The following is a 17,478-nucleotide window of genomic DNA, read 5'->3' as shown; positions in this document are numbered from 1 at the left end:
TCGAGCGTTCAGGGCACCCCGAACGTCCAACCTTCGGTCCGCGCGATGTGGGGGGTAAGGGCGGCTGGATGCCACAGTTCGGGTCGGTTCGCGACGGCGCGAAGCCAAGCGGTGGTGAGGATCGCGTCCGTGGCATGGTCGTCGTATTTTGCGAGCGGGGCATGCGGTCCGGTTTCAAGCGCCCCGAGTGCGGCGTCGAGCGTTTCGCTGTCGCGGATCTTGCTGATGCCTTTGCGCAGCCGGGCGGCGCGGGCGGCGATCGTCGTGTAGATTTCCACGATCACCGGGCCGGTTTCGGGGATCTGGTCGAACGGCCAGACGGGGACGATCCCATTCAGGCGGTGGAGGACGCGCATACCGGTGAGGCTGGATTTTCCGACCTGTGCCGCACCTACGAGATTGAAGCAGCTCGACGGCGACAAACCCATGGCTTGCTGACCCGACTCGCAGATTCGCAGTCGCCCGCGGCCACCGGGGAAAAGATCGCCACAATCGAGATGCTGGCGGAAATGGCGGCGCACTTCGGGATCCAGCAGGAAGCTCGATGCGGCGAGATGGTCGTCGTTGGCGGATGCCGTGTCGACGAGCGCCCAGAGCGTCTTCGCATCCGGCGGCGACGCTGCCCAATCAGGAAAATAGGCACCCTCATCGACGAACGGCAATGCGGGGGAAAGATCGAGGCCGATCAGAATATCGGTGCGCGCCTCGGCATGGCGCCGCAGCCAATCGAGGATCGCTCCACGCGACCAACCGCCCTCCGGCGCGAGGAGATGCGGCGCGGCATTGCCGGTGACGGCATGGGCGACGGCCAGTCCTTTCGGCCTGGCGACGGCCTGCCCAGACCAGTCGATCACCGAGAAATGTCCGAACGTCCTCAAGGCCGGTCGCCGAACGCCCTGCGTTGCGCCGCCGATGCCTTGTCCCACCAGGCGCGGGTGATGACGATGCGGATGCGATCGGGATCGGCGCTGCCGTATCGCACCAGAAGGCCGGACCAGCCTTCGTAATGCGGCGTTTGCCAGAAGGTGTCGGGATCGGTTTCCAGGAGGATCGTTTTCTCGTCCTGCGGGCACATGACATGGAAGCTGTCGGGCTCGCGTCCGGTGGAGACGAAGGCCTTCTTGTTCACCTTCGGACACGACGTGCCGTAGAACGGATCCATAGAGGTATCCGGCAGCGCAAGCGCGAAGGCGGTGACGTCACTCCACCGCTCGAAGCGCGTCATGTCTGCCGCTTCCGCAATTCATCCCACCACGCCATGCGTTCGGAGATGCGTTTTTCCATGCCGCGTTCGGTCGGTTCGTAGAAGGTCTGCGGCGCCATTTCGGCTGGCCAGTAATTGGCGCCGGAAAAGCCCTCCTCGGTATCGTGGTCGTAGGCGTAGCCCTTGCCGTAGCCGATGTCCTTCATCAGCTTGGTGGGGGCGTTGAGGATGTTTTCGGGCGGCATCAACGACCCGGTCTCCTTCGCCGAACGCCAGGCCGCTTTCTGCGCCTTGTAGGCGGCGTTCGATTTGGGCGCGGTGGCGAGGTAGAGGCAGGCCTGCGCGATGGCGAGTTCGCCTTCGGGGCTGCCGAGGAAATCGTACGTGTCCTTGGCGGCGATGCATTGCACCAGCGCGTTCGGGTCGGCGAGACCGATATCTTCAACCGCCGCGCGGGTGAGGCGGCGGAGCAGGTAGAGCGGTTCCTCGCCCGCCGTCAGCATGCGGGCGAGATAGTAGAGCGCGGCCTGCGGGTCGCTGCCCCGGATCGATTTGTGGAGCGCGCTGATGAGGTTGTAATGGCCATCGCGATCCTTGTCGTACACCGCGACGCGGCGTTGCAGGAAGGCGGAGAGGCCGGCGGGGTCGAGCGGTTCGGGCAGGTCGACCGAGAACAGGGTCTCGGCCTGATTGAGCAGGAAGCGGCCGTCGCCATCGGCTTGCGCGACCATTGCGTCGCGTGCTGCCGGGGTGAGGGGCAGGGGACGGCCTTCGGTCGCCTCGGCGCGATCGAGCAGTTTGGTGAGTGCAATTGCGTCGAGGCGGTGGAGGATCAGTACCTGTGCGCGGCTGAGCACGGCCGCGTTGAGTTCGAAGCTTGGATTCTCGGTCGTCGCGCCGACCAGAGTGACGGTGCCGTCCTCGACATAGGGCAGGAAACCATCCTGCTGCGCGCGGTTGAAACGGTGGATCTCGTCCACAAACAGCAATGTGCGTTTGCCGATCCGGGCATGTTCGCGGGCCTCGGTAAACGCTTTCTTGAGATCCGCCACGCCCGAGAAGACGGCGGAGATCGCGACGAAGCGCAGGTCCACCGCATCGGCGAGCAAGCGGGCGATCGTCGTCTTGCCGGTACCGGGCGGCCCCCACAGGATCATCGACGACAGGCGGCCGGCGGCGACCATCCGACCGATCGCACCTTCGGGGCCGGTGATGTGATCCTGCCCGACGACCTCGGCGAGGTCACGCGGGCGCAGGCGATCGGCAAGCGGGGCGTTCTCGGGCGGAGCCTCGCGGGCGGGGGGATCGAAGGGGGCGAAGAGGTCGGGCATTGAGGGGAAGATAGGCGTTGGGGCGTCCGCTCACCACCCCGTCTGCCGGACTTGATCCGGCATCCAATGTGCCGCGAGAGTTTCCGGCGTTGTGTTTGTGGGACGTTGGATCCCGGATCGAGCCCGGGATGACGAAATTTTGTTGAGGAAGCCCCTTGCCAAAACCCTTTCATGATATATCTTAGCGCTATCGTGTTATTGAAAGGACGAACTCACATGATAGTTTTCGAAAGAGGCGGCCGTGGCTGCCACAACAAGCATGGCATGCGGCATGGCGGCCCCGGCGGCCGCGTTTTTGGCGGGCGGGGTGGTTTCTCCGTGCGCTGGGGCGGCGGCGATGAAGGCGGGCCGCGTGGTCCGGGCCGCGGGCGTCGTATGTTCGACAGCGGCGAGCTTCGCCTCGTATTGCTCAAGCTGATCGAAGAGCAGCCACGCCATGGCTACGACCTGATCCGCGAGATCGAGAGCCGCACCGGCGGTGCCTATGCGCCCAGCCCCGGCGTGGTCTATCCGACGATCACGATGCTCGACGATATGGGCATGATCGAGGAGCAGAAGGCCGATGGTGCCAAGAAGCAGTTCGCGGTCACGGTGGCGGGGCAAGCCCTGCTGGCCGAACGCGAAGCCGAGGTCGAGGCGCTGTTCGCGCGGCTGGCCGAGGTTGGCGCCGAGCGTCAGCGCACCGATGGCGGGCCGATCCGGCGCGCGATGGGCAATCTGCGCCAGGTGCTGCAACAGCGGTTGACCGCCGATGATATCGACGCGGATCGGCTGCATGAAGTGGCGGCGTTGCTCGACGAGGTCGCGCAGAAGATCGAGCGGCTCAAGTGAGCGGCCGGGTCAGCGCAACGGCCGCGGTGCCGACGACGAGCGGGAGCAAATATCTCCAGCAATTGTGCAAGCATTGGCAGCACAATCTGGCGGTCGAGTTCACGCCCGATCATGGCACCGTGGTGTTCCCGAAGAATGCGCGCGGCGCGGACTGGCCGGCTGATGGGCTGGTGACGTTCGATGCGAAGGCGGATGTGCTGGAGGTACGGATCGACGCCTCGATCGAGGGGCAGCTGGACGGGCTGAAGGGCGCAGTCGCCCGGCATCTCGACCGGTTCGCCTTTCGAGAGGCACCGCTTGCGTTCGACTGGCGGCCACTTCCCGCCTGATAACGATTTGCGAACACCTGACATGCTATCGCGTCCTGTCTTTCGGGAGAGGCGCGGTGGCAGTTGGCGGCGTTGACTATGCCTCACCGGTGACGGTGCATGGTTTTTCGTGCCGCAATTGTGCGGAGGTCGATCTCGCCACCAAGAACATCGATCCGTCGCATCCGAAGTCGGGACCGAACAACAAGGATGCCGCGAGTGATGCAAGCCGGGGCAGCACCGATCCGGTCAAGGTGGAGGCGGCGCGAAAAGCCGCCGAGACGTCGATGAAGCAGGTCGTCGGATATTCGGCCGCTGGCGTCAGGACCGCCGATGTGTCGGCAGGGGCCTTGTTCTCGATCACCGCCTAGGCGCGGCGCTCCGTCAGCAGTTCCAGATAGGCATCCAGCACCGACTGGTTGACGCTGTCCCACTGATAGGTCGCCGCCTTGGCGTGGCCCGCTGCGCCTTGGGCGTGGCGGGCTTCGTCGTTTTCGACCAAGCGCTGGATCGCGTCGGCATAGGCCTCCACGTCGCGGGGCGGGACGAGGAAGCCGTTCACGCCATCCTCGATCAGATCCACCGCGCCGGTCGCACGCGCCGCGACCACCGGTACGGAGGCGGCCATCGCCTCCAGCGTGACATTGCCGAACGTTTCGGTAACGCTCGGGTTGAAGAACACGTCCATCGAGGCGACGGCGCGGCCAAGATCGTCGCCACGCTGGAAACCGGCAAAGGCGGCGTCGGGGACGCGTTCGGCGAACCAGTCGCGCGCCGGGCCGTCCCCGATCACCAGCACGCGGTGCTTCACGCCCCGCGCCTTGAGCGCGGTGACGACATCGGCGAAGATGTCGATGCCTTTTTCCAGCACGAGCCGGCCAAGAAAGCCGATCGCCACCTCGTCGTCGGCGATGCCGAGCGAGCGGCGCCAGGCGAGATCGCGCGCCTTGGGCGAGAAGCGATCGTGATCCACGCCGCGCGACCAGATCGAAATCGGCGTCGTCACGCCCCATTCGCGGATCAGATCGGCCATCGACTGGCCCGGCGTGACCACCCGATCGACCCGGTTGTAGAAACGCGTCAGCAACCGGATCGCGGCGGGCGCGAGCCAGCCGATCTTGTAATAGCTGCCATAGGTTTCGAAGCGGGTGTGCAGCGATGCGAGCGAGCGGATGCCGTGCCGTCGCGCATAGCTGACCGCCGCGTGGCCGAGGAATTCCGGTGCGGCGACGTGGATCACGTTGGGCGCGAAGGCCGCCAGATCGCGCCGGGTGGCGGGCGGCATGCCCCAGGCGAGCTTGTATTCGTCACGTCCGCCGGGGATCTTGAACGCCGGCACCTTGATCAGGTCTCCGGTCGGCGCGAAGGCGGGACGGCTGCTGGTCGGCGAATAGACCCGTACCGTCACCCCTTTCGACAGCAGATAGCCGACGAGCAGGTTCAGCGCCTGATTGGCGCCGTCTCGCGTGTAATTGTAGTTGCCGCTGAAGAGGGCGACGCGGAGGTCCGTCGGCTGCATGGTGGCGCGGCCATAGCGAAGCGCGGGCCCCGTGACTATCTCCCGCTCGAATCAACGGAGTGCTGCGCCATGACCGACCTGTCCGCCTTTCCGATCACCACGCGCTGGCCGGCGGAGGATCCGACCCGCATCCAGCTCTATTCTTTGCCCACGCCGAACGGGGTGAAGGCGTCGATCATGCTGGAGGAAACCGGGCTGCCGTACGAGGCGCATCTGGTCGATTTCGCGAAAAACGATCAGAAATCCGACGCGTTCGTCTCGCTCAATCCCAACGGCAAGATCCCGGCGATGATCGATCCGGACGGTCCGGGCGGGCAGCCGATCGGGGTGTTCGAAAGCGGTGCGATTCTGCTGTATCTGGCGGAGAAGACGGGCGCTTTGCTCGGCAGCGGACCGGCTGATCGCTGGCAGGCGATCCAGTGGGTGATGTTCCAGATGGGCGGCGTCGGGCCGATGTTCGGGCAACTCGGCTTCTTCAACAAGTTCGCCGGTAAGGATTGGGAGGATGAGCGGCCCCTGGGGCGCTATGTCGATGAGGCGAAACGGCTGCTCGGCGTCATGGACGCGGCGCTGGCTGGGAAGACCTGGTTTCTGGGCGATGACTATTCGATCGCCGATGTGTCGATGATCGGGTGGGTGAACAATCTGATCACGTTCTACGAGGCGCGGGAGATCGTGGGTTTCGAGGCCTACAAGGGTGTCGGCGCTTGGCTTGAGCGTGGCTTGGCGCGGCCGGCGGTGCAGCGCGGGTTGAAGATTCCGGCGCGGGGCTGACGGCTTGGTGACAAAAGAAAACGGGCCGGCGGATATTTCCGCCGGCCCGTTCCCATTCCGCTCAACTTATTTGAAGCGAAGGCCGACGCCCAGCAGCACGCGCTGACGCGACGTGTGATCGTTGTAGTTCGAATAGACGTACTGACCCGACACATACAGGCCGGACATCGCGCCGGAGAACTTGTCCGCCATCGACAGCTCAACGCCGCCACCGACCTGATAGCCGTCTGTGCCGAAATGCTCGTACGTGCTGTTCTGGGCCAAAGGCGCGGTGAAGCGCGAGCGTTGTTCGTTGTTCACGTAACCGCCCTTGCCGAATACCAGCAACTGCGGCGTGACGAGAACGCCGGCGCGAACGGCAACGCCATATTCCTCGAACGACCGGACGCTGCGCGTGCCGCCGTTCACGGACGTGTTGTTCTCGTTCCAGCCGTCCGCACGCCAGTAGCTGCCTTCCGGACCGATCACGATACGATCGCCGATCATGCCGTCGAAGCCGATCGTGCCACCATAGCCGAGCTTGTCGTTATGGACTCCCTGCGACTGGAAACGATCGCCGCCGACATTGCCTTCGATGCGGATGCCACGGAAGCTGGTTGCCGGTGCAGCGCTGATGTCGGTGGTCGACATTTCGGTTGGGGCGGGGGCGACATCTTGCGCCATCGCGGGCGAGGCGGCCAGTGGCAGCAGGATGGCGCAGGAGGCCAGGAACAGATTACGCATTGCAAACCCTTATGTTTTTGTAGTGATCGGAGCGGGCGCAACGATGGAGCTGCGGGTTGGTTCCGCCTATTTTTGTGCAAGCGCTAACAGGTTGGAGAAATCTGCCGGAACGGACGCCTAAAATGGTTTGTTCCCGTATCGTTCTTCGTTTAAAGGCTGATCATGGCTAAACCCCAGAAACGCTATGTCTGCCAATCCTGCGGTTCGGTGTCGCATCGCTGGGCCGGGCAGTGTGCCGATTGTTCCGAATGGAACTCGATGGTGGAGGATGCGGGCGGCGGGAACGTCACGCCGTTTCAGGCCAAGCACAATCTGCAATCCGGCGGGCGGACGATGCAGCTGGTCGGGCTGGATGCGGAGATCGCGCTGCCGGAACGCATGCCGAGCGGTATTGCGGAGCTGGACCGGGCGTTGGGCGGCGGATTCGTCGAAGGGTCGGCGACGTTGATCGGCGGCGATCCGGGCATCGGCAAATCGACCCTGTTGTTGCAGGCGGCGGCGAAGATGGCGTTGGCCGGGCTGAAGGTTGCTTACGTTTCGGGCGAGGAAGCGGCGGATCAGGTGCGGTTGCGTGCGCGGCGGCTGGGGCTTGGCAATGCGCCGGTGCAACTGGCGGCGGCGACCTCGACGCGCGATATCCTGACGACGTTGGGGAGCAGCCAGCCGCCGGCGCTGCTGGTGATCGATTCGATCCAGACGATGCACAGCGACCTGATCGAGGGGGCGCCGGGGACGGTGAGCCAGGTGCGCGCCTCCGCTCAGGAATTGATCCGCTTCGCCAAGGAGCGCGGCACGGCGGTGGTACTGGTCGGGCATGTCACCAAGGATGGCAGCATCGCGGGGCCGCGCGTGCTGGAGCATATGGTCGATACGGTGCTGAGCTTCGAGGGCGAACGTAGCCACCAATATCGTATCCTGCGCGCTATCAAGAACCGCTTCGGCGGGACGGACGAGATCGGGGTGTTCGCGATGGTCGCCGAAGGGCTGGCGGAGATCGCCAACCCATCGGCGCTGTTCCTGACGCAGCGCGACGAAAGCGTGACGGGGACGACGGTGTTCCCGGCGCTGGAGGGGACTCGACCGGTGCTGGTCGAGATCCAGGCACTGGTCGTGCGGCTGGCGAGCGGGGCGACGCCCAGGCGGGCGGTGGTCGGCTGGGATTCGGGGCGGCTGGCGATGGTGCTGGCGGTGCTGGAGGCGCGCTGCGGGCTGAGTTTCTCGTCGTGCGAAGTGTATCTGAATATCGCGGGTGGATATCGCGTGTCCGATCCGGCGGCCGATCTGGCGGTGGCGGCGGCGTTGGTGTCGGCACTGAGCGAGCGGCCGGTGGCGGTGGATGCGGTGGCGTTCGGCGAGATCGCCTTGTCGGGCGAACTCAGGCCAGTGGCGCATGGTGCGCTGCGGTTGAAGGAAGCGGGCAAATTGGGGTTCGAACGCGCTTTGGTGCCCTCCGCGCTGGCGGGCGAGAAGAGCCCGTTGAAGCTGACCGGGTTCCGCACGCTCGGGGCTTTCGTTGACCATATGCTCGGGCGTGGGTAGCGGTTTCGGAGCCGTTATTTCCGCTTGCGTCGAGCGGCGGGGGCTTTGGGACATATGATGGGACTTTCCGCACTCGACATCCTCGTCCTGATCGCCGTGCTGGGGTCTGCGATCATGGGGCTGATGCGCGGCTTCGTGGCAGAGGTGCTGTCGCTGTTCGCCTGGGTGGCGATCGTGTTCGTGGTGAAGCTGTTCCACACGCCGCTCGCCTCCGCGCTGTCGGGCGTGGTGGGGACGGTTTCGGGCGCCGCGGTGCTGGCGTTCGCGATCCTGGCCGGGCTGACCTATTTCGGCGGGCGGATGGTGGCGAACGCGCTGGGATCGCGCACCCGGACCTCGATCCTCGGGCCACTGGATCGTGCGCTCGGCTTCGGTTTCGGCGCGATCAAGGGGTTGATCATGTCGAGCCTCGTCTTCCTGCTCGTCGTGCTGGTGACCGACACGATGAGTGGCGGGCCGTCCCGGCGTCCGCTATGGTTGAAGGACTCGCAGACCTATCCGTTGCTCAATGCCACCAGCGCGAGCATCGCCGATTTCGTCGATCGGCGACGCAAGGGTCTGCCGGTGTTCGGGCCGCATGATGCCGGCGGCACTGCGGACAACAATTCGTCCTGAGGCGATGCCACAACGCTTTGCGGCAGAACGCTTTGGGGGTGTGCCGACGCGCAATGTCGCCTACATCGCGGGAATGAATGCGCCGCTCTACAATACCGAAATCCTGCGCCTTGCCGCGACGATACCATATCAGGAGCGTCTCGCCGATCCGATGGGCACGTCCGAGAAACGCTCGCCGATCTGCGGAAGTCGCGTGACGGTGGATATCGATCTCGGGCCGGACGGTCGGGTGGGCGCGGTCGGGATGCTGGTGCGGGCCTGTGCGTTGGGGCAGGCATCTTCGTCTTTGCTATCGGCGGACGTAATCGGGAAATCGCCCGGAGAACTGGCCGAAGCGCGCGATGCGGTCGCGGCGTGGCTGGCGGGCGAGGGGCCGTTGCCCGATTGGCCGGGGTTCGACCTGTTCACGCCCGCGCTGAGCCATAGCGCGCGCCACGCCTCGATCCGACTGGCGTTCGAGGCCGCCGCCGAAGCCGCCGCACTTGCCGCCGCAAAAGACGGGACCGCCTGATGCACGACGCCGGTGATGCCGTTTCCCTGCTGCGTGATGGCGTGGTGCTGCTCGGGTTCGGGCTGGTCTTCGTGCTGCTGTTCCGGCGGCTCGGCCTGGGTGCGACCCTGGGCTATCTCGTCGCGGGTGCCGTTGTGGGGCCGCACGTGCTGGGTTTGGTGGGGGACGCGGAATCGAAGATCGGGGTGGCCGAACTCGGCATCACTTTGCTGTTGTTCATCGTAGGGCTGGAACTGAACCCCAGCCGGTTGTGGCGGATGAAGCAGGAGATTTTCGGGCTCGGGCTGTTGCAGGTTGTGCTGTGCGGCGCTGCTGTATCGGCGGTCGTCCTGTTCGCGACGCATAGCTCGATTGCGGCGGCGCTGGCGCTGGGCCTGCCGCTCGCTTTGTCCTCGACCGCGCAGGTGTTGCCGATGCTGCAATCGGCCGGGCGCATGCGCACGCCGTTCGGTGAGCGGGCGTTTTCGATCCTGCTGTTTCAGGATTTGTCGATCGTGCCGCTGATCACGATCGTCGCGGTGATGTCGCGCAATCCGGCCGATGCGAACGGGCCGCCGGGCTGGCTGCTGTTCATCTATACGGTGCTGGCGGTCGGCGGGCTGATCGTCGCGGGGCGTTTCATCCTGCGCCCGCTGTTCCGCATCATCGGCAATATGGGCGAGCGAGAGATGTTCGTGTTCGCCGGTCTGTTCACGGTCATCGCCAGTGCGGCGATCATGGAGGCGTTGGGGTTGTCGACGGCTCTGGGCGCGTTCGTCGCCGGCGTGATGCTGGCCGACAGCCCGTACCGGCACGAACTGGAAGCGGATGTCGAGCCGTTCCGCTCCATCCTGCTCGGCCTGTTCTTTCTCGCGATCGGCATGATGCTCGATCTGCATGCGATCGCCGAACGGCCGCTGTTCGTCGCCGGTATGGCGCTCGCGCTGATCGCGACCAAGGCGGTGATCATCTTCGGCATCGGCATGGCGTTCCGGATGCCATGGCGCGGTGCGCTGGCACTGGGGCTGTTGCTCAGCCAGGGCGGCGAATTCGGTTTCGTATTGTTCGCGCAGGCGCAGAACGCGCTGCTGATCAAACCCGAGGCGGCGAGCCTGTTCGGCGCGATCATCACGCTGTCCATGGCGACCACGCCGTTCCTGATGACGATCACCCGCCGCATCCGCGCCCAGCCGGTGGATAGCAGCGACCGCGAGGGGCCGGTGGCGGACGGTGCCAATGCGCTGATCGTCGGCTATGGCCGCTTCGGCCAGACGGTGGCGCAGATGCTGATCGCGCAAGGGATTCCGGTGACGCTGATCGACACCGATATCGAGATGATCGACGTCGCCAGCGGCTTCGGTGCGAAAGTCTATTATGGCGACGGGACGCGGATGGACCTGTTGCGTCAGGCAGGTGCTGGCGAGGCGGAACTGATCATGTTCTGCACCGATGGCGACCAGTTGAGCGCCGAGCTGATCGACGGGGTGCATGAGTCTTTTCCCAAGGCGGCAATCTTCGTGCGCGCGTTCGATCGACGGTCTTTGCTGAAGTTGAAGGGTGCGCATGTCGATGGGGTGGTGCGCGAGGTGATGGAATCGGCGGTAAAAATGGCGCGGATGGCGATGAAGAGCATCGGCGTCGACGATAGCGAGATCAACCGCAGCGAGGAGCATTATCGCGCCCGCGACAAGGAACGGCTGAAGGCGCAATACGAAACCGGCGATCTGCGTGCGGCGCGCGACCGGATCATCACGCAGGATGCCCGGCCGGATACCGGGATCGGAGGGGGCGGCAAATGAAGAACCGATCGCTGATCGAGCGGACCGGCTTCGCGTTCGCCGGCTGGTGCGCGGCGTTCAAGCGTGAGCGCAGTTTTCGTGCGCACACGCTGATGGTCGCGCTGGCGGGGCTGATCTTGCTGGTGCTGCGTCCGGAGCCGATCTGGTGGGCGATCGTCGCGCTGATCTGCGCGCTGGTGGTGGCGATCGAACTGGTTAATTCGGCGATCGAGGCGCTGGCCGATCTGTTGCATCCGGACCTGCATCCCGAGATCAAGGCGGTAAAGGATATGGTGGCGGGGGCCGTGCTGGCGGTGAGCGTCGGCGCGATCGTGGTGGCGGCGGCAATGGTGGTCGATCACTGGCCGCGCCTGATGGGGCATTGAACGTGAACTGGATCGTGATCCTGGCCGGCCTGTCCGGCGCGCTGGCGGTCGGGGCGGGGGCGTTCGGTGCGCATGGCGCTATTGGCGAAGCGGCGGATTGGCTGAAGACCGGTGGGCAATATCAACTGATCCACGCGGTTGCGGCGCTGGTGGCCCTGCGGCTCGAGGCTAAGGGGCCGGCGGTGCTGTTTTTGGCGGGCGGGGCGATTTTTGGGGTATCGCTATATCTGATGGCGCTGGGCCTGCCACGCTGGTTGGGCGCTGTGACGCCGATCGGCGGGGCGCTGCTGATCGGCGGGTGGTTGTGGCTGGCGTGGAGTGGCGCGCGGGGCTAGCCTTGCCCTGGTAGTATCTCGCCTTTAAACCGTGGGCATAGTTCGGAGTTCTCGACATGATCCAGCGTCACCGCTGAAGCGGCAAACCTTTCAGCCGGCGGACTATATTCCGCCGATCCGGACTCTGGTTTCGAGACTGATATGCCAAGATTGAATGGAAAGACCTGCGTCGTTACCGGCGCGGCGCGCGGGATCGGACGTGCGATTGCCGCCGCCTTTCATGCCGAGGGTGGCGAAGTGATCCTTACCGACCGCGATAAAGATGCGGGGCGGGCCGCCGCCGAGGGGATCGGTTGCCGCTTCGAGCCGCTGGACGTGCGCGAGGAGGCGGACTGGAACCGTCTGGCGGGGCAGGTCCCGCGCGCAGATGTCGTGGTCAACAATGCCGGGATCACTGGGTTCGAGGACGGTGCGGTCGCGCACGATCCCGAACATGCCGATCTGGAGGATTGGCGCGCGGTGCATCGCGTCAACCTCGACGGCACGTTCCTCGGCTGCCGCTATGCGATCGGCGCGATGAAGGCGCGAGGGACGGGATCGATCATCAACATCTCGTCGCGATCGGGGCTGGTCGGCATTCCGATGGCGGCGGCTTACGCGTCGTCCAAGGCGGCTGTGCGCAACCACAGCAAGAGCGTCGCGCTGTATTGCGCGCAACAGGGCTGGACGATCCGGTGCAATTCGATCCATCCGGCGGCGATCCTGACACCGATCTGGGAACCGATGCTCGGCACCGGCGCGGATCGCGAGGCCCGGATGCATGCGCTGGTGGCGGACACGCCGCTCAAGCGCTTCGGCCTGCCCGAGGAAGTCGCGGCGATCGCCGTGCTGCTGGCGTCGGATGAAGCGACGTACATCACCGGGGCGGAACTCTCGATCGACGGGGGGCTGCTCGCCGGGTCTGCCGCAACGCCGGGATGATATGAGCGGGCCGTTCCGCGTTATCGCAGAACGGCCCGCTCGCTAGGGCTAGCCCTGCGCCACCCGAGCGGGGCCGGCCGATTTGATGAACGCCCACACCTCCGCCGAGAAGGGCGGCTTCTGTTCGTCCTGCCAATTGTGCATGCCGTCATACATCTTGCCGACGCCCTGCATCATCGCCGGGCTCGCGACGGCGGTGAACGGAGCAAGCAGCGCGATCCATTCGGCGTAGAAGGCCTGCGCCTGGGCCGACTTCGGATCCATCGGCAGGGCGGCTTCTATCCGGCCGGTTAAGTCGTCCCACTTGGCGGAATAGGCCGTCTGATCGAAATCGGCCGGCATCTTCGGAAGCGAAGCGGCGAAATCGTCCTTCGCCTCGTCGGATAGGTAACGGTCGCTGATCGCCTTCCAATTATCGTGTTCCATTGTCGTGTTTCCCTTCGAAATCAGCGAGCAGAGGATCGCGACGTCGATCGGCTCGCCGCGATCGATGCGGGACATCACGGTGGACAGTAAAGCGCGCGTATCTGCGAGATCGGCGGCACGGGCATCGACCTCGGCGATCTGCGCGGCGACGAGGCGGCCGAGATCGGTCTCGCGCCCGGCAAGCAGTCGCTGGATCGCGGCCAGCGTGAAGCCGGCTCGTTTCAGCGCGACGATCGCGGTGAGCCGCGCCAGTTCTCCGGCGCCGTAGCAGCGGCGGCCATTCGCGGTGCGCAGCGGCTGCACCAGCCCGCGCGCCTCGTAAAATCGCAGCGCACGCGCGGTGAGCCCGGTGCGTTTCGCGACGTCGGCTGTGTCTAGACTGTCCATGCGAATCACCCCTAGCGGATGACGTTAGGTCAACTTCAAGCGCTATTTGTCAGGGCTGGCCTTGCCCGTTCGGCGGCAGCGTTCGGAGCAATAGATCACGCTGTCCCAGTCGCGTTCCCATTTCTTGCGCCAGGCGAAGGGGCGCTGGCAGACCGGACATATCTTTGTCGGAAGGTTCGCCTTGGCGACGCCGCGCGGCACTTAGCGGGGTTGGGCATCGAGGAAGCGAGCAACGGCCTTCAGATCGACCGTCTTGTCGACATAGGTCTGGCCGATACCCTTCGCGAGCAGGAATGGCAGCGTGCCGGCGGACATCTTCTTATCGTGCATCATGTGCGCGACCAGCGTCTCCCCGCTATCCGTGCTGCCCGCCGCCGCCAGTCCGTCGGGCAGGCCTATCGTGCGCAGATGGGCAGTCACGCGATCCGCGTCGGCGGCGGGGGCAATGCCCTGTGTCGCCGAGAAGCCATAAGCCAGCGCCATGCCCGCCGCGACGCCTTCGCCGTGAAGCAGGCGATCGGAGAAACCGGCTTCGGCCTCCAGCGCATGGCCGAAGGTATGGCCAAGGTTGAGCAAGGCACGGCGACCGGTGGTTTCGAATTCGTCCTCGCCGACGATGCGGGCCTTGGCGGCGATGCTGTGGCCGATCGCGTAGGTCCGCGCCTCGGTGTCGCCCGCCAGCAGGGCGGCGGCGTTCGCTTCGCACCAGGCGAAGAAGTCGGGATCGTCGATCAGGCCGTATTTCACCACTTCGGCATAGCCGGCGCGGACCTGTCGGGCGGGCAGGGTGTCTAGCGTCGTCGGATCGACCAGCACCAGCGCCGGTTGATGAAACGCGCCGACCAGATTCTTGCCGGCGCGCGAATTGATCGCGGTCTTGCCGCCGACCGACGAATCGACCTGTGCCAGCAAGGTCGTCGGGATCTGCACGAAGCCGCAGCCGCGCTTGAGGATGGAACAGGCGAACCCGACCAGATCGCCGATCACGCCGCCGCCGAGTGCGATGACATGATCGCCGCGTTCCACGCCGAGATCGAGCAACCGGTCGGTCAGCGTCTCAAGCATCGCCCAGCTCTTGCTGCCCTCGCCCGGCGGCAGGACAATGGCCTCGCTCGCGACGCCGGAGGCGGTGAGGGAGGTTTGTAGGGTGGAGAGATGGGGCAGCAGGTTTTCGTCGGTGACGATCGCCATCGTGCGCCCGCGCGACAGCGGGGCGAGATGCTCGCCGGCGCGTGCGAGCAGGCCGTTCTCGACGATGACGTCATAGCTGCGATCGCCCAGAGCGACGGGGATGACGGTCATAGTCCGAGAGCTTTCAGGATGGCGGAAACGGTGTGGTCGTGCGGTGCCTGGTTGCTGGCGATGCGAATCGGGGCCAGCGCGTAGAACGGATTGCGGACGCGGGCCAATTCCATCAGCACGGCGCGTGGATCCTTCCCGCGCAGCAAAGGGCGGGTGTCGCGGCGGCGCACGCGTTCGGCGAGCACGGCGGCATCGGCATCGAGCCAGATCGCCACCGCCTGTTCGAGGATCAGCGCGCGCGTGTCATCGTTGATGAACGCCCCGCCGCCGGTCGCGATCACCTTGCGCGTGCCATCGAACAAGCGCGCGATCACGCGGCGTTCGCCGTCCCTGAAATGCGCCTCGCCGAACCGTTCGAAGATATCGCTGACCGACATGCCGGCCGCCGTCTCGATCTCGTTATCGGCATCGACGAAGGGCAGGTGCAGGCGTGCGGCGAGGCGGCGGCCGACGGTGGATTTGCCCGCGCCCATCAGCCCGACGAGCACGATCGGGCGCCCGGCATGGGGCGGCGGAGGGGTGGTGGACCCCGGGTCCGAAGGAGGATGGCTTTGCAACATCGCGCCGGGGCTATACAGCGGCCCCGCGTCTGCGGCAAAAGACTATGGCGCGCCGCTTCGTCCTTCGTTCGTACAGGGTTTTGTCATGTCTCGCTTGGTCGTCACGCTCGTCGTCATTCTGGTCGTGGTGGTGGGCGGATTGTTCGTGCTGTCCGGCATGGCGCATGAAAAGTCCCCGGTGCGCGTGGAGAAAGTGGTGCCGCTTGCGAATCTCTCGAACTAACAGCGCGCGCCTCGCCATTGCCGTCTGCCTGATCGGCGCAGGAATTCCTGCGCTGGGGCAGGACAGCCCCGAATCGCTGCTGCCGCCCGGTTTCAACGATCCCGCGACACCGCGCCCGCGCCCGACATCGCCCGGCGGACTGACGCTCAACCCCGCGACGCTGGGTCGACCCGCAGCGGCACCGACGCCCGCGCCGACTCCTTTGCCCGGCGCGACGCCTGCGGCGGTGGATGGTGAGGTGGTCGATCCGGTGGTCGCCGCAGTGCTGGCCGATGCGCAGGCCGCCGCTGCCGTGCGCGCCGCAGAGGCCTATGCGCGAGCATTGTCGGCGCACCGCTCGCTCGACACGGTCGGCGTGGCCGGGCCGCAACAGGGTGCGCTTGCGCCCGATGCTTTTCGTGGCGTGGACGGGATTTACGTCGAGGAATTGATGCGGCGGCTGAACGCGCCGATCGCGTCGCGCTGGCTGTCGATGGCGCTGCGCAAGACATTGGTCTCGCGGCTCGACACGCCGGCGCGCGTCAACGGCGCGGATTTCGCCGCCGAGCGCGCCTGGCTGCTGGTGCGGATGGGCGAATCGGTTTCCGGCCGGGCGGTCGCGCAAAGCGTGGATCCGGAGAATTATACGCCCAAGCTGTACAATGCGCTGATGCAGGCGGGTCTGGCGACGGGCGATCCGGGCGCGTTCTGCCCGGTGGCGGACAAAGCGGCGGCGGTCGCACGCGAGCGTGGTTGGGTGGTCGCCAAGAGCATCTGCGCCGCACTGGCCGGGCAACCGGCGACGCAATTGCTGGCGGCCAACGAGAAGGCCGGTGCGGCGCGCGGGATCGACATGCTGTTGGCCAAGAAGGTCGCCGGGATGGGCGCGCGCGGGCGGCAGGCGGTGACGATCGAATGGGATTCGGTCGAGCAATTGACCGCGTGGCGCATCGGCATGGCGTTGGCCAGCGGCACCGATATTCCGGACACGCTGATCGCGACGGTCAATCCGCGCGTACAGGCGTGGCGGGCCCTGTCGCCGATGGTCGACGTGCGGGCGCGGATCGCGCCGGCGGATTATGCGGCGGCGCGGGGCGTGCTGTCGAACGCGGCGATGGTCGATCTGTACGGTGCGCTCGACAATGACGACGATCAGGCGAGCGCCGAACTGGGCATCGCACGCGATTTGCGCACGGCCTATTCGGCCGGCACGCGCGCCGAGCGGATGACGGCGCTCACCGGCCTGTGGGACGAACCGAAGACGGCGGACGGGCGCTATGCGCGGCTGATCCTCACGGCGCGGGCGGCGGCGCGCCTGCCGCTGGACACCGAGGGTGCGGATGTCGACCGGCTGGTGAAGGCGATGCTGTCGGCGGGGCTCGATCGCTCCGCGCTGCGCTGGTCGGGCAAGGCGGACAAGGGTGGCGACGCCTGGGCGATGCTGGCGCTGGCCGACCTCGATCTGGGCGCGCGCTACACGATGGGCGATGTCAACGGCTATTCGGGCAAGGACGATTCGGACGGACTGAAGCGGCGCATGCTGTTCGCGGGGCTCGCCGGGCTGGGGCGGCTGTCGCGCGAGGATATCTCGAGCGGAGCCGAATCGCTGGGGGTCAGGATCGGTGCGGAGAATAGCTGGACGCAGGCGATCGACCGGGCGGCGCGGAACAACCAGCCGGGTCTGGTGGTGCTGCTGGCCGCGACAGGCATGCAGACGACGCAGTGGCGCGGGGTGCCGCCGGAAGTATTGTATCGCACGATCTCCGCCATGCGCGCCGTGGGCCTGGGCGGACAGGCGCGGATGATCGCCGCCGAGGCGATCGCGCGGCTTTGACCGCCGCCTTTCT

Annotated in this window: 22 protein-coding genes; 13 read left to right on the top strand and 9 right to left on the bottom strand. The window is 65.9% G+C overall.

Translation table 11 applies throughout. The features are described from left to right. Nucleotides 1-8: 8 nt before the first annotated feature. Genes U1738_RS02225 through U1738_RS02215 form a run of 3 tightly spaced genes read right to left on the bottom strand, consistent with a single transcriptional unit; the run spans nt 9 to nt 2,535 of the window. Nucleotides 9-878, bottom strand: coding sequence for a hypothetical protein (locus U1738_RS02225; protein ID WP_332787398.1), 870 nt, complete (start codon nt 876-878; stop codon nt 9-11). Next, a complete protein-coding gene (locus U1738_RS02220; RefSeq protein ID WP_332787397.1) occupies nt 875-1,225 on the bottom strand; it encodes an MmcQ/YjbR family DNA-binding protein in 351 nt (116 codons plus the stop codon). Before U1738_RS02220 ends, U1738_RS02225 begins: the two co-directional genes overlap by 4 nt. Next, nucleotides 1,222-2,535: a replication-associated recombination protein A gene (locus tag U1738_RS02215; protein ID WP_332787396.1), complete on the bottom strand. Its 1,314-nt coding sequence runs from the start codon at nt 2,533-2,535 to the stop codon at nt 1,222-1,224. The genes U1738_RS02220 and U1738_RS02215 overlap by 4 nt, the downstream gene beginning before the upstream one ends. Before the next feature lie 216 nt (nt 2,536-2,751). Between U1738_RS02215 and U1738_RS02210 the strand changes: the two genes are divergently transcribed. The 3 genes from U1738_RS02210 to U1738_RS02200 are packed head-to-tail and all read left to right on the top strand — an operon-like array spanning nt 2,752 to nt 4,045. After that, nucleotides 2,752-3,366, top strand: a complete 615-nt coding sequence (locus U1738_RS02210) for a PadR family transcriptional regulator (RefSeq protein ID WP_332787395.1) — start codon at nt 2,752-2,754, stop codon at nt 3,364-3,366. After that, nucleotides 3,363-3,695: a DUF2218 domain-containing protein gene (locus U1738_RS02205; protein ID WP_332787394.1), complete on the top strand. Its 333-nt coding sequence runs from the start codon at nt 3,363-3,365 to the stop codon at nt 3,693-3,695. The genes U1738_RS02210 and U1738_RS02205 overlap by 4 nt, the downstream gene beginning before the upstream one ends. A 56-nt stretch (nt 3,696-3,751) precedes the next feature. Further along, a complete protein-coding gene (locus tag U1738_RS02200) occupies nt 3,752-4,045 on the top strand; it encodes a hypothetical protein (protein ID WP_332787393.1) in 294 nt (97 codons plus the stop codon). Here the strand turns inward: U1738_RS02200 and U1738_RS02195 are convergent. Beyond that, the gene (locus U1738_RS02195; protein ID WP_332787392.1) at nt 4,042-5,193 is read right to left on the bottom strand and encodes a glycosyltransferase family 4 protein; all 1,152 of its coding nucleotides are present in this window, start codon (nt 5,191-5,193) and stop codon (nt 4,042-4,044) included. The two genes, U1738_RS02200 and U1738_RS02195, sit on opposite strands and share 4 nt — an antisense overlap. 69 nt (nt 5,194-5,262) lie before the next feature. Here U1738_RS02195 and U1738_RS02190 point away from each other — a divergent pair, with 69 nt between their 5' ends. Beyond that, a complete protein-coding gene (locus U1738_RS02190; RefSeq protein WP_332787391.1) occupies nt 5,263-5,967 on the top strand; it encodes a glutathione S-transferase N-terminal domain-containing protein in 705 nt (234 codons plus the stop codon). Nucleotides 5,968-6,033: 66 nt separating this feature from the next. On the opposite strand, the gene U1738_RS02185 is transcribed toward U1738_RS02190, so the two are convergent. After that, nucleotides 6,034-6,690 (bottom strand): outer membrane protein, encoded by a 657-nt coding sequence (locus tag U1738_RS02185; protein ID WP_332787390.1) that lies wholly within the window; start codon nt 6,688-6,690, stop codon nt 6,034-6,036. 162 nt (nt 6,691-6,852) lie between these two features. Here U1738_RS02185 and radA point away from each other — a divergent pair, with 162 nt between their 5' ends. The 7 genes from radA (at nt 6,853) to U1738_RS02150 (ending at nt 12,754) form a co-directional block, all read left to right on the top strand. Beyond that, on the top strand, nt 6,853-8,229 hold the full coding sequence (gene radA, locus U1738_RS02180) for a DNA repair protein RadA (protein WP_332787389.1): 1,377 nt from the start codon (nt 6,853-6,855) through the stop codon (nt 8,227-8,229). Between the two features lie 57 nt (nt 8,230-8,286). Continuing rightward, nucleotides 8,287-8,844 (top strand): CvpA family protein, encoded by a 558-nt coding sequence (locus U1738_RS02175; RefSeq protein WP_332788199.1) that lies wholly within the window; start codon nt 8,287-8,289, stop codon nt 8,842-8,844. 73 nt (nt 8,845-8,917) lie between these two features. Then, nucleotides 8,918-9,355: an iron-sulfur cluster assembly scaffold protein gene (locus tag U1738_RS02170; protein WP_332788198.1), complete on the top strand. Its 438-nt coding sequence runs from the start codon at nt 8,918-8,920 to the stop codon at nt 9,353-9,355. Then, nucleotides 9,355-11,133 carry a cation:proton antiporter domain-containing protein gene (locus U1738_RS02165; RefSeq protein ID WP_332787388.1) on the top strand — a complete coding sequence of 593 codons (1,779 nt, stop codon included), beginning with the start codon at nt 9,355-9,357 and terminating at the stop codon, nt 11,131-11,133. Before U1738_RS02170 ends, U1738_RS02165 begins: the two co-directional genes overlap by 1 nt. Then, nucleotides 11,130-11,498 carry a diacylglycerol kinase gene (locus U1738_RS02160; protein WP_332787387.1) on the top strand — a complete coding sequence of 123 codons (369 nt, stop codon included), beginning with the start codon at nt 11,130-11,132 and terminating at the stop codon, nt 11,496-11,498. Before U1738_RS02165 ends, U1738_RS02160 begins: the two co-directional genes overlap by 4 nt. Before the next feature lie 2 nt (nt 11,499-11,500). Then, nucleotides 11,501-11,833: a DUF423 domain-containing protein gene (locus U1738_RS02155; RefSeq protein WP_332787386.1), complete on the top strand. Its 333-nt coding sequence runs from the start codon at nt 11,501-11,503 to the stop codon at nt 11,831-11,833. A 141-nt stretch (nt 11,834-11,974) separates the two neighbouring features. Further along, the gene (locus U1738_RS02150; RefSeq protein WP_332787385.1) at nt 11,975-12,754 is read left to right on the top strand and encodes an SDR family oxidoreductase; all 780 of its coding nucleotides are present in this window, start codon (nt 11,975-11,977) and stop codon (nt 12,752-12,754) included. Between the two features lie 48 nt (nt 12,755-12,802). Here the strand turns inward: U1738_RS02150 and U1738_RS02145 are convergent, their stop codons facing one another. Genes U1738_RS02145 through U1738_RS02130 form a run of 4 tightly spaced genes read right to left on the bottom strand, consistent with a single transcriptional unit; the run spans nt 12,803 to nt 15,429 of the window. Then, the gene (locus U1738_RS02145; protein WP_332787384.1) at nt 12,803-13,567 is read right to left on the bottom strand and encodes a MerR family transcriptional regulator; all 765 of its coding nucleotides are present in this window, start codon (nt 13,565-13,567) and stop codon (nt 12,803-12,805) included. Between the two features lie 42 nt (nt 13,568-13,609). Beyond that, nucleotides 13,610-13,768: a DUF2256 domain-containing protein gene (locus tag U1738_RS02140; RefSeq protein ID WP_332787383.1), complete on the bottom strand. Its 159-nt coding sequence runs from the start codon at nt 13,766-13,768 to the stop codon at nt 13,610-13,612. Further along, entirely contained in the window at nt 13,769-14,869 is a 1,101-nt protein-coding gene (aroB, locus tag U1738_RS02135; RefSeq protein ID WP_332787382.1) for a 3-dehydroquinate synthase, read from the bottom strand. Beyond that, nucleotides 14,866-15,429: a shikimate kinase gene (locus U1738_RS02130; RefSeq protein ID WP_332787381.1), complete on the bottom strand. Its 564-nt coding sequence runs from the start codon at nt 15,427-15,429 to the stop codon at nt 14,866-14,868. Before U1738_RS02130 ends, aroB begins: the two co-directional genes overlap by 4 nt. Before the next feature lie 85 nt (nt 15,430-15,514). On the opposite strand from U1738_RS02130, the gene U1738_RS02125 reads away from it, so the two are divergent. Beyond that, nucleotides 15,515-15,652: a hypothetical protein gene (locus U1738_RS02125; protein ID WP_168371727.1), complete on the top strand. Its 138-nt coding sequence runs from the start codon at nt 15,515-15,517 to the stop codon at nt 15,650-15,652. Then, nucleotides 15,633-17,465, top strand: coding sequence for a hypothetical protein (locus U1738_RS02120; protein WP_332787380.1), 1,833 nt, complete (start codon nt 15,633-15,635; stop codon nt 17,463-17,465). The genes U1738_RS02125 and U1738_RS02120 overlap by 20 nt, the downstream gene beginning before the upstream one ends. Nucleotides 17,466-17,478: the final 13 nt, after the last annotated feature.

The organism is Parasphingomonas caseinilytica, assembly GCF_036663755.1.
Classification (GTDB): Bacteria; Pseudomonadota; Alphaproteobacteria; order Sphingomonadales; family Sphingomonadaceae; genus Sphingomonas.
This window is presented reverse-complemented; position numbering and strand designations above follow the sequence as displayed.

Coding starts and splice junctions, on each gene's coding strand:
- U1738_RS02220 (WP_332787397.1), bottom strand. CDS start 1,225: ATGACGCGCTTCGAGCGGTGGAGTGACGTCACCGCCTTCGCGCTTGCG.
- U1738_RS02215 (WP_332787396.1), bottom strand. CDS start 2,535: ATGCCCGACCTCTTCGCCCCCTTCGATCCCCCCGCCCGCGAGGCTCCG.
- U1738_RS02210 (WP_332787395.1), top strand. CDS start 2,752: ATGATAGTTTTCGAAAGAGGCGGCCGTGGCTGCCACAACAAGCATGGC.
- U1738_RS02195 (WP_332787392.1), bottom strand. CDS start 5,193: ATGCAGCCGACGGACCTCCGCGTCGCCCTCTTCAGCGGCAACTACAAT.
- U1738_RS02190 (WP_332787391.1), top strand. CDS start 5,263: ATGACCGACCTGTCCGCCTTTCCGATCACCACGCGCTGGCCGGCGGAG.
- U1738_RS02185 (WP_332787390.1), bottom strand. CDS start 6,690: ATGCGTAATCTGTTCCTGGCCTCCTGCGCCATCCTGCTGCCACTGGCC.
- radA (WP_332787389.1), top strand. CDS start 6,853: ATGGCTAAACCCCAGAAACGCTATGTCTGCCAATCCTGCGGTTCGGTG.
- U1738_RS02175 (WP_332788199.1), top strand. CDS start 8,287: ATGGGACTTTCCGCACTCGACATCCTCGTCCTGATCGCCGTGCTGGGG.
- U1738_RS02170 (WP_332788198.1), top strand. CDS start 8,918: ATGAATGCGCCGCTCTACAATACCGAAATCCTGCGCCTTGCCGCGACG.
- U1738_RS02165 (WP_332787388.1), top strand. CDS start 9,355: ATGCACGACGCCGGTGATGCCGTTTCCCTGCTGCGTGATGGCGTGGTG.
- U1738_RS02160 (WP_332787387.1), top strand. CDS start 11,130: ATGAAGAACCGATCGCTGATCGAGCGGACCGGCTTCGCGTTCGCCGGC.
- U1738_RS02150 (WP_332787385.1), top strand. CDS start 11,975: ATGCCAAGATTGAATGGAAAGACCTGCGTCGTTACCGGCGCGGCGCGC.
- U1738_RS02145 (WP_332787384.1), bottom strand. CDS start 13,567: ATGGACAGTCTAGACACAGCCGACGTCGCGAAACGCACCGGGCTCACC.
- aroB (WP_332787382.1), bottom strand. CDS start 14,869: ATGACCGTCATCCCCGTCGCTCTGGGCGATCGCAGCTATGACGTCATC.
- U1738_RS02130 (WP_332787381.1), bottom strand. CDS start 15,429: ATGTTGCAAAGCCATCCTCCTTCGGACCCGGGGTCCACCACCCCTCCG.
- U1738_RS02125 (WP_168371727.1), top strand. CDS start 15,515: ATGTCTCGCTTGGTCGTCACGCTCGTCGTCATTCTGGTCGTGGTGGTG.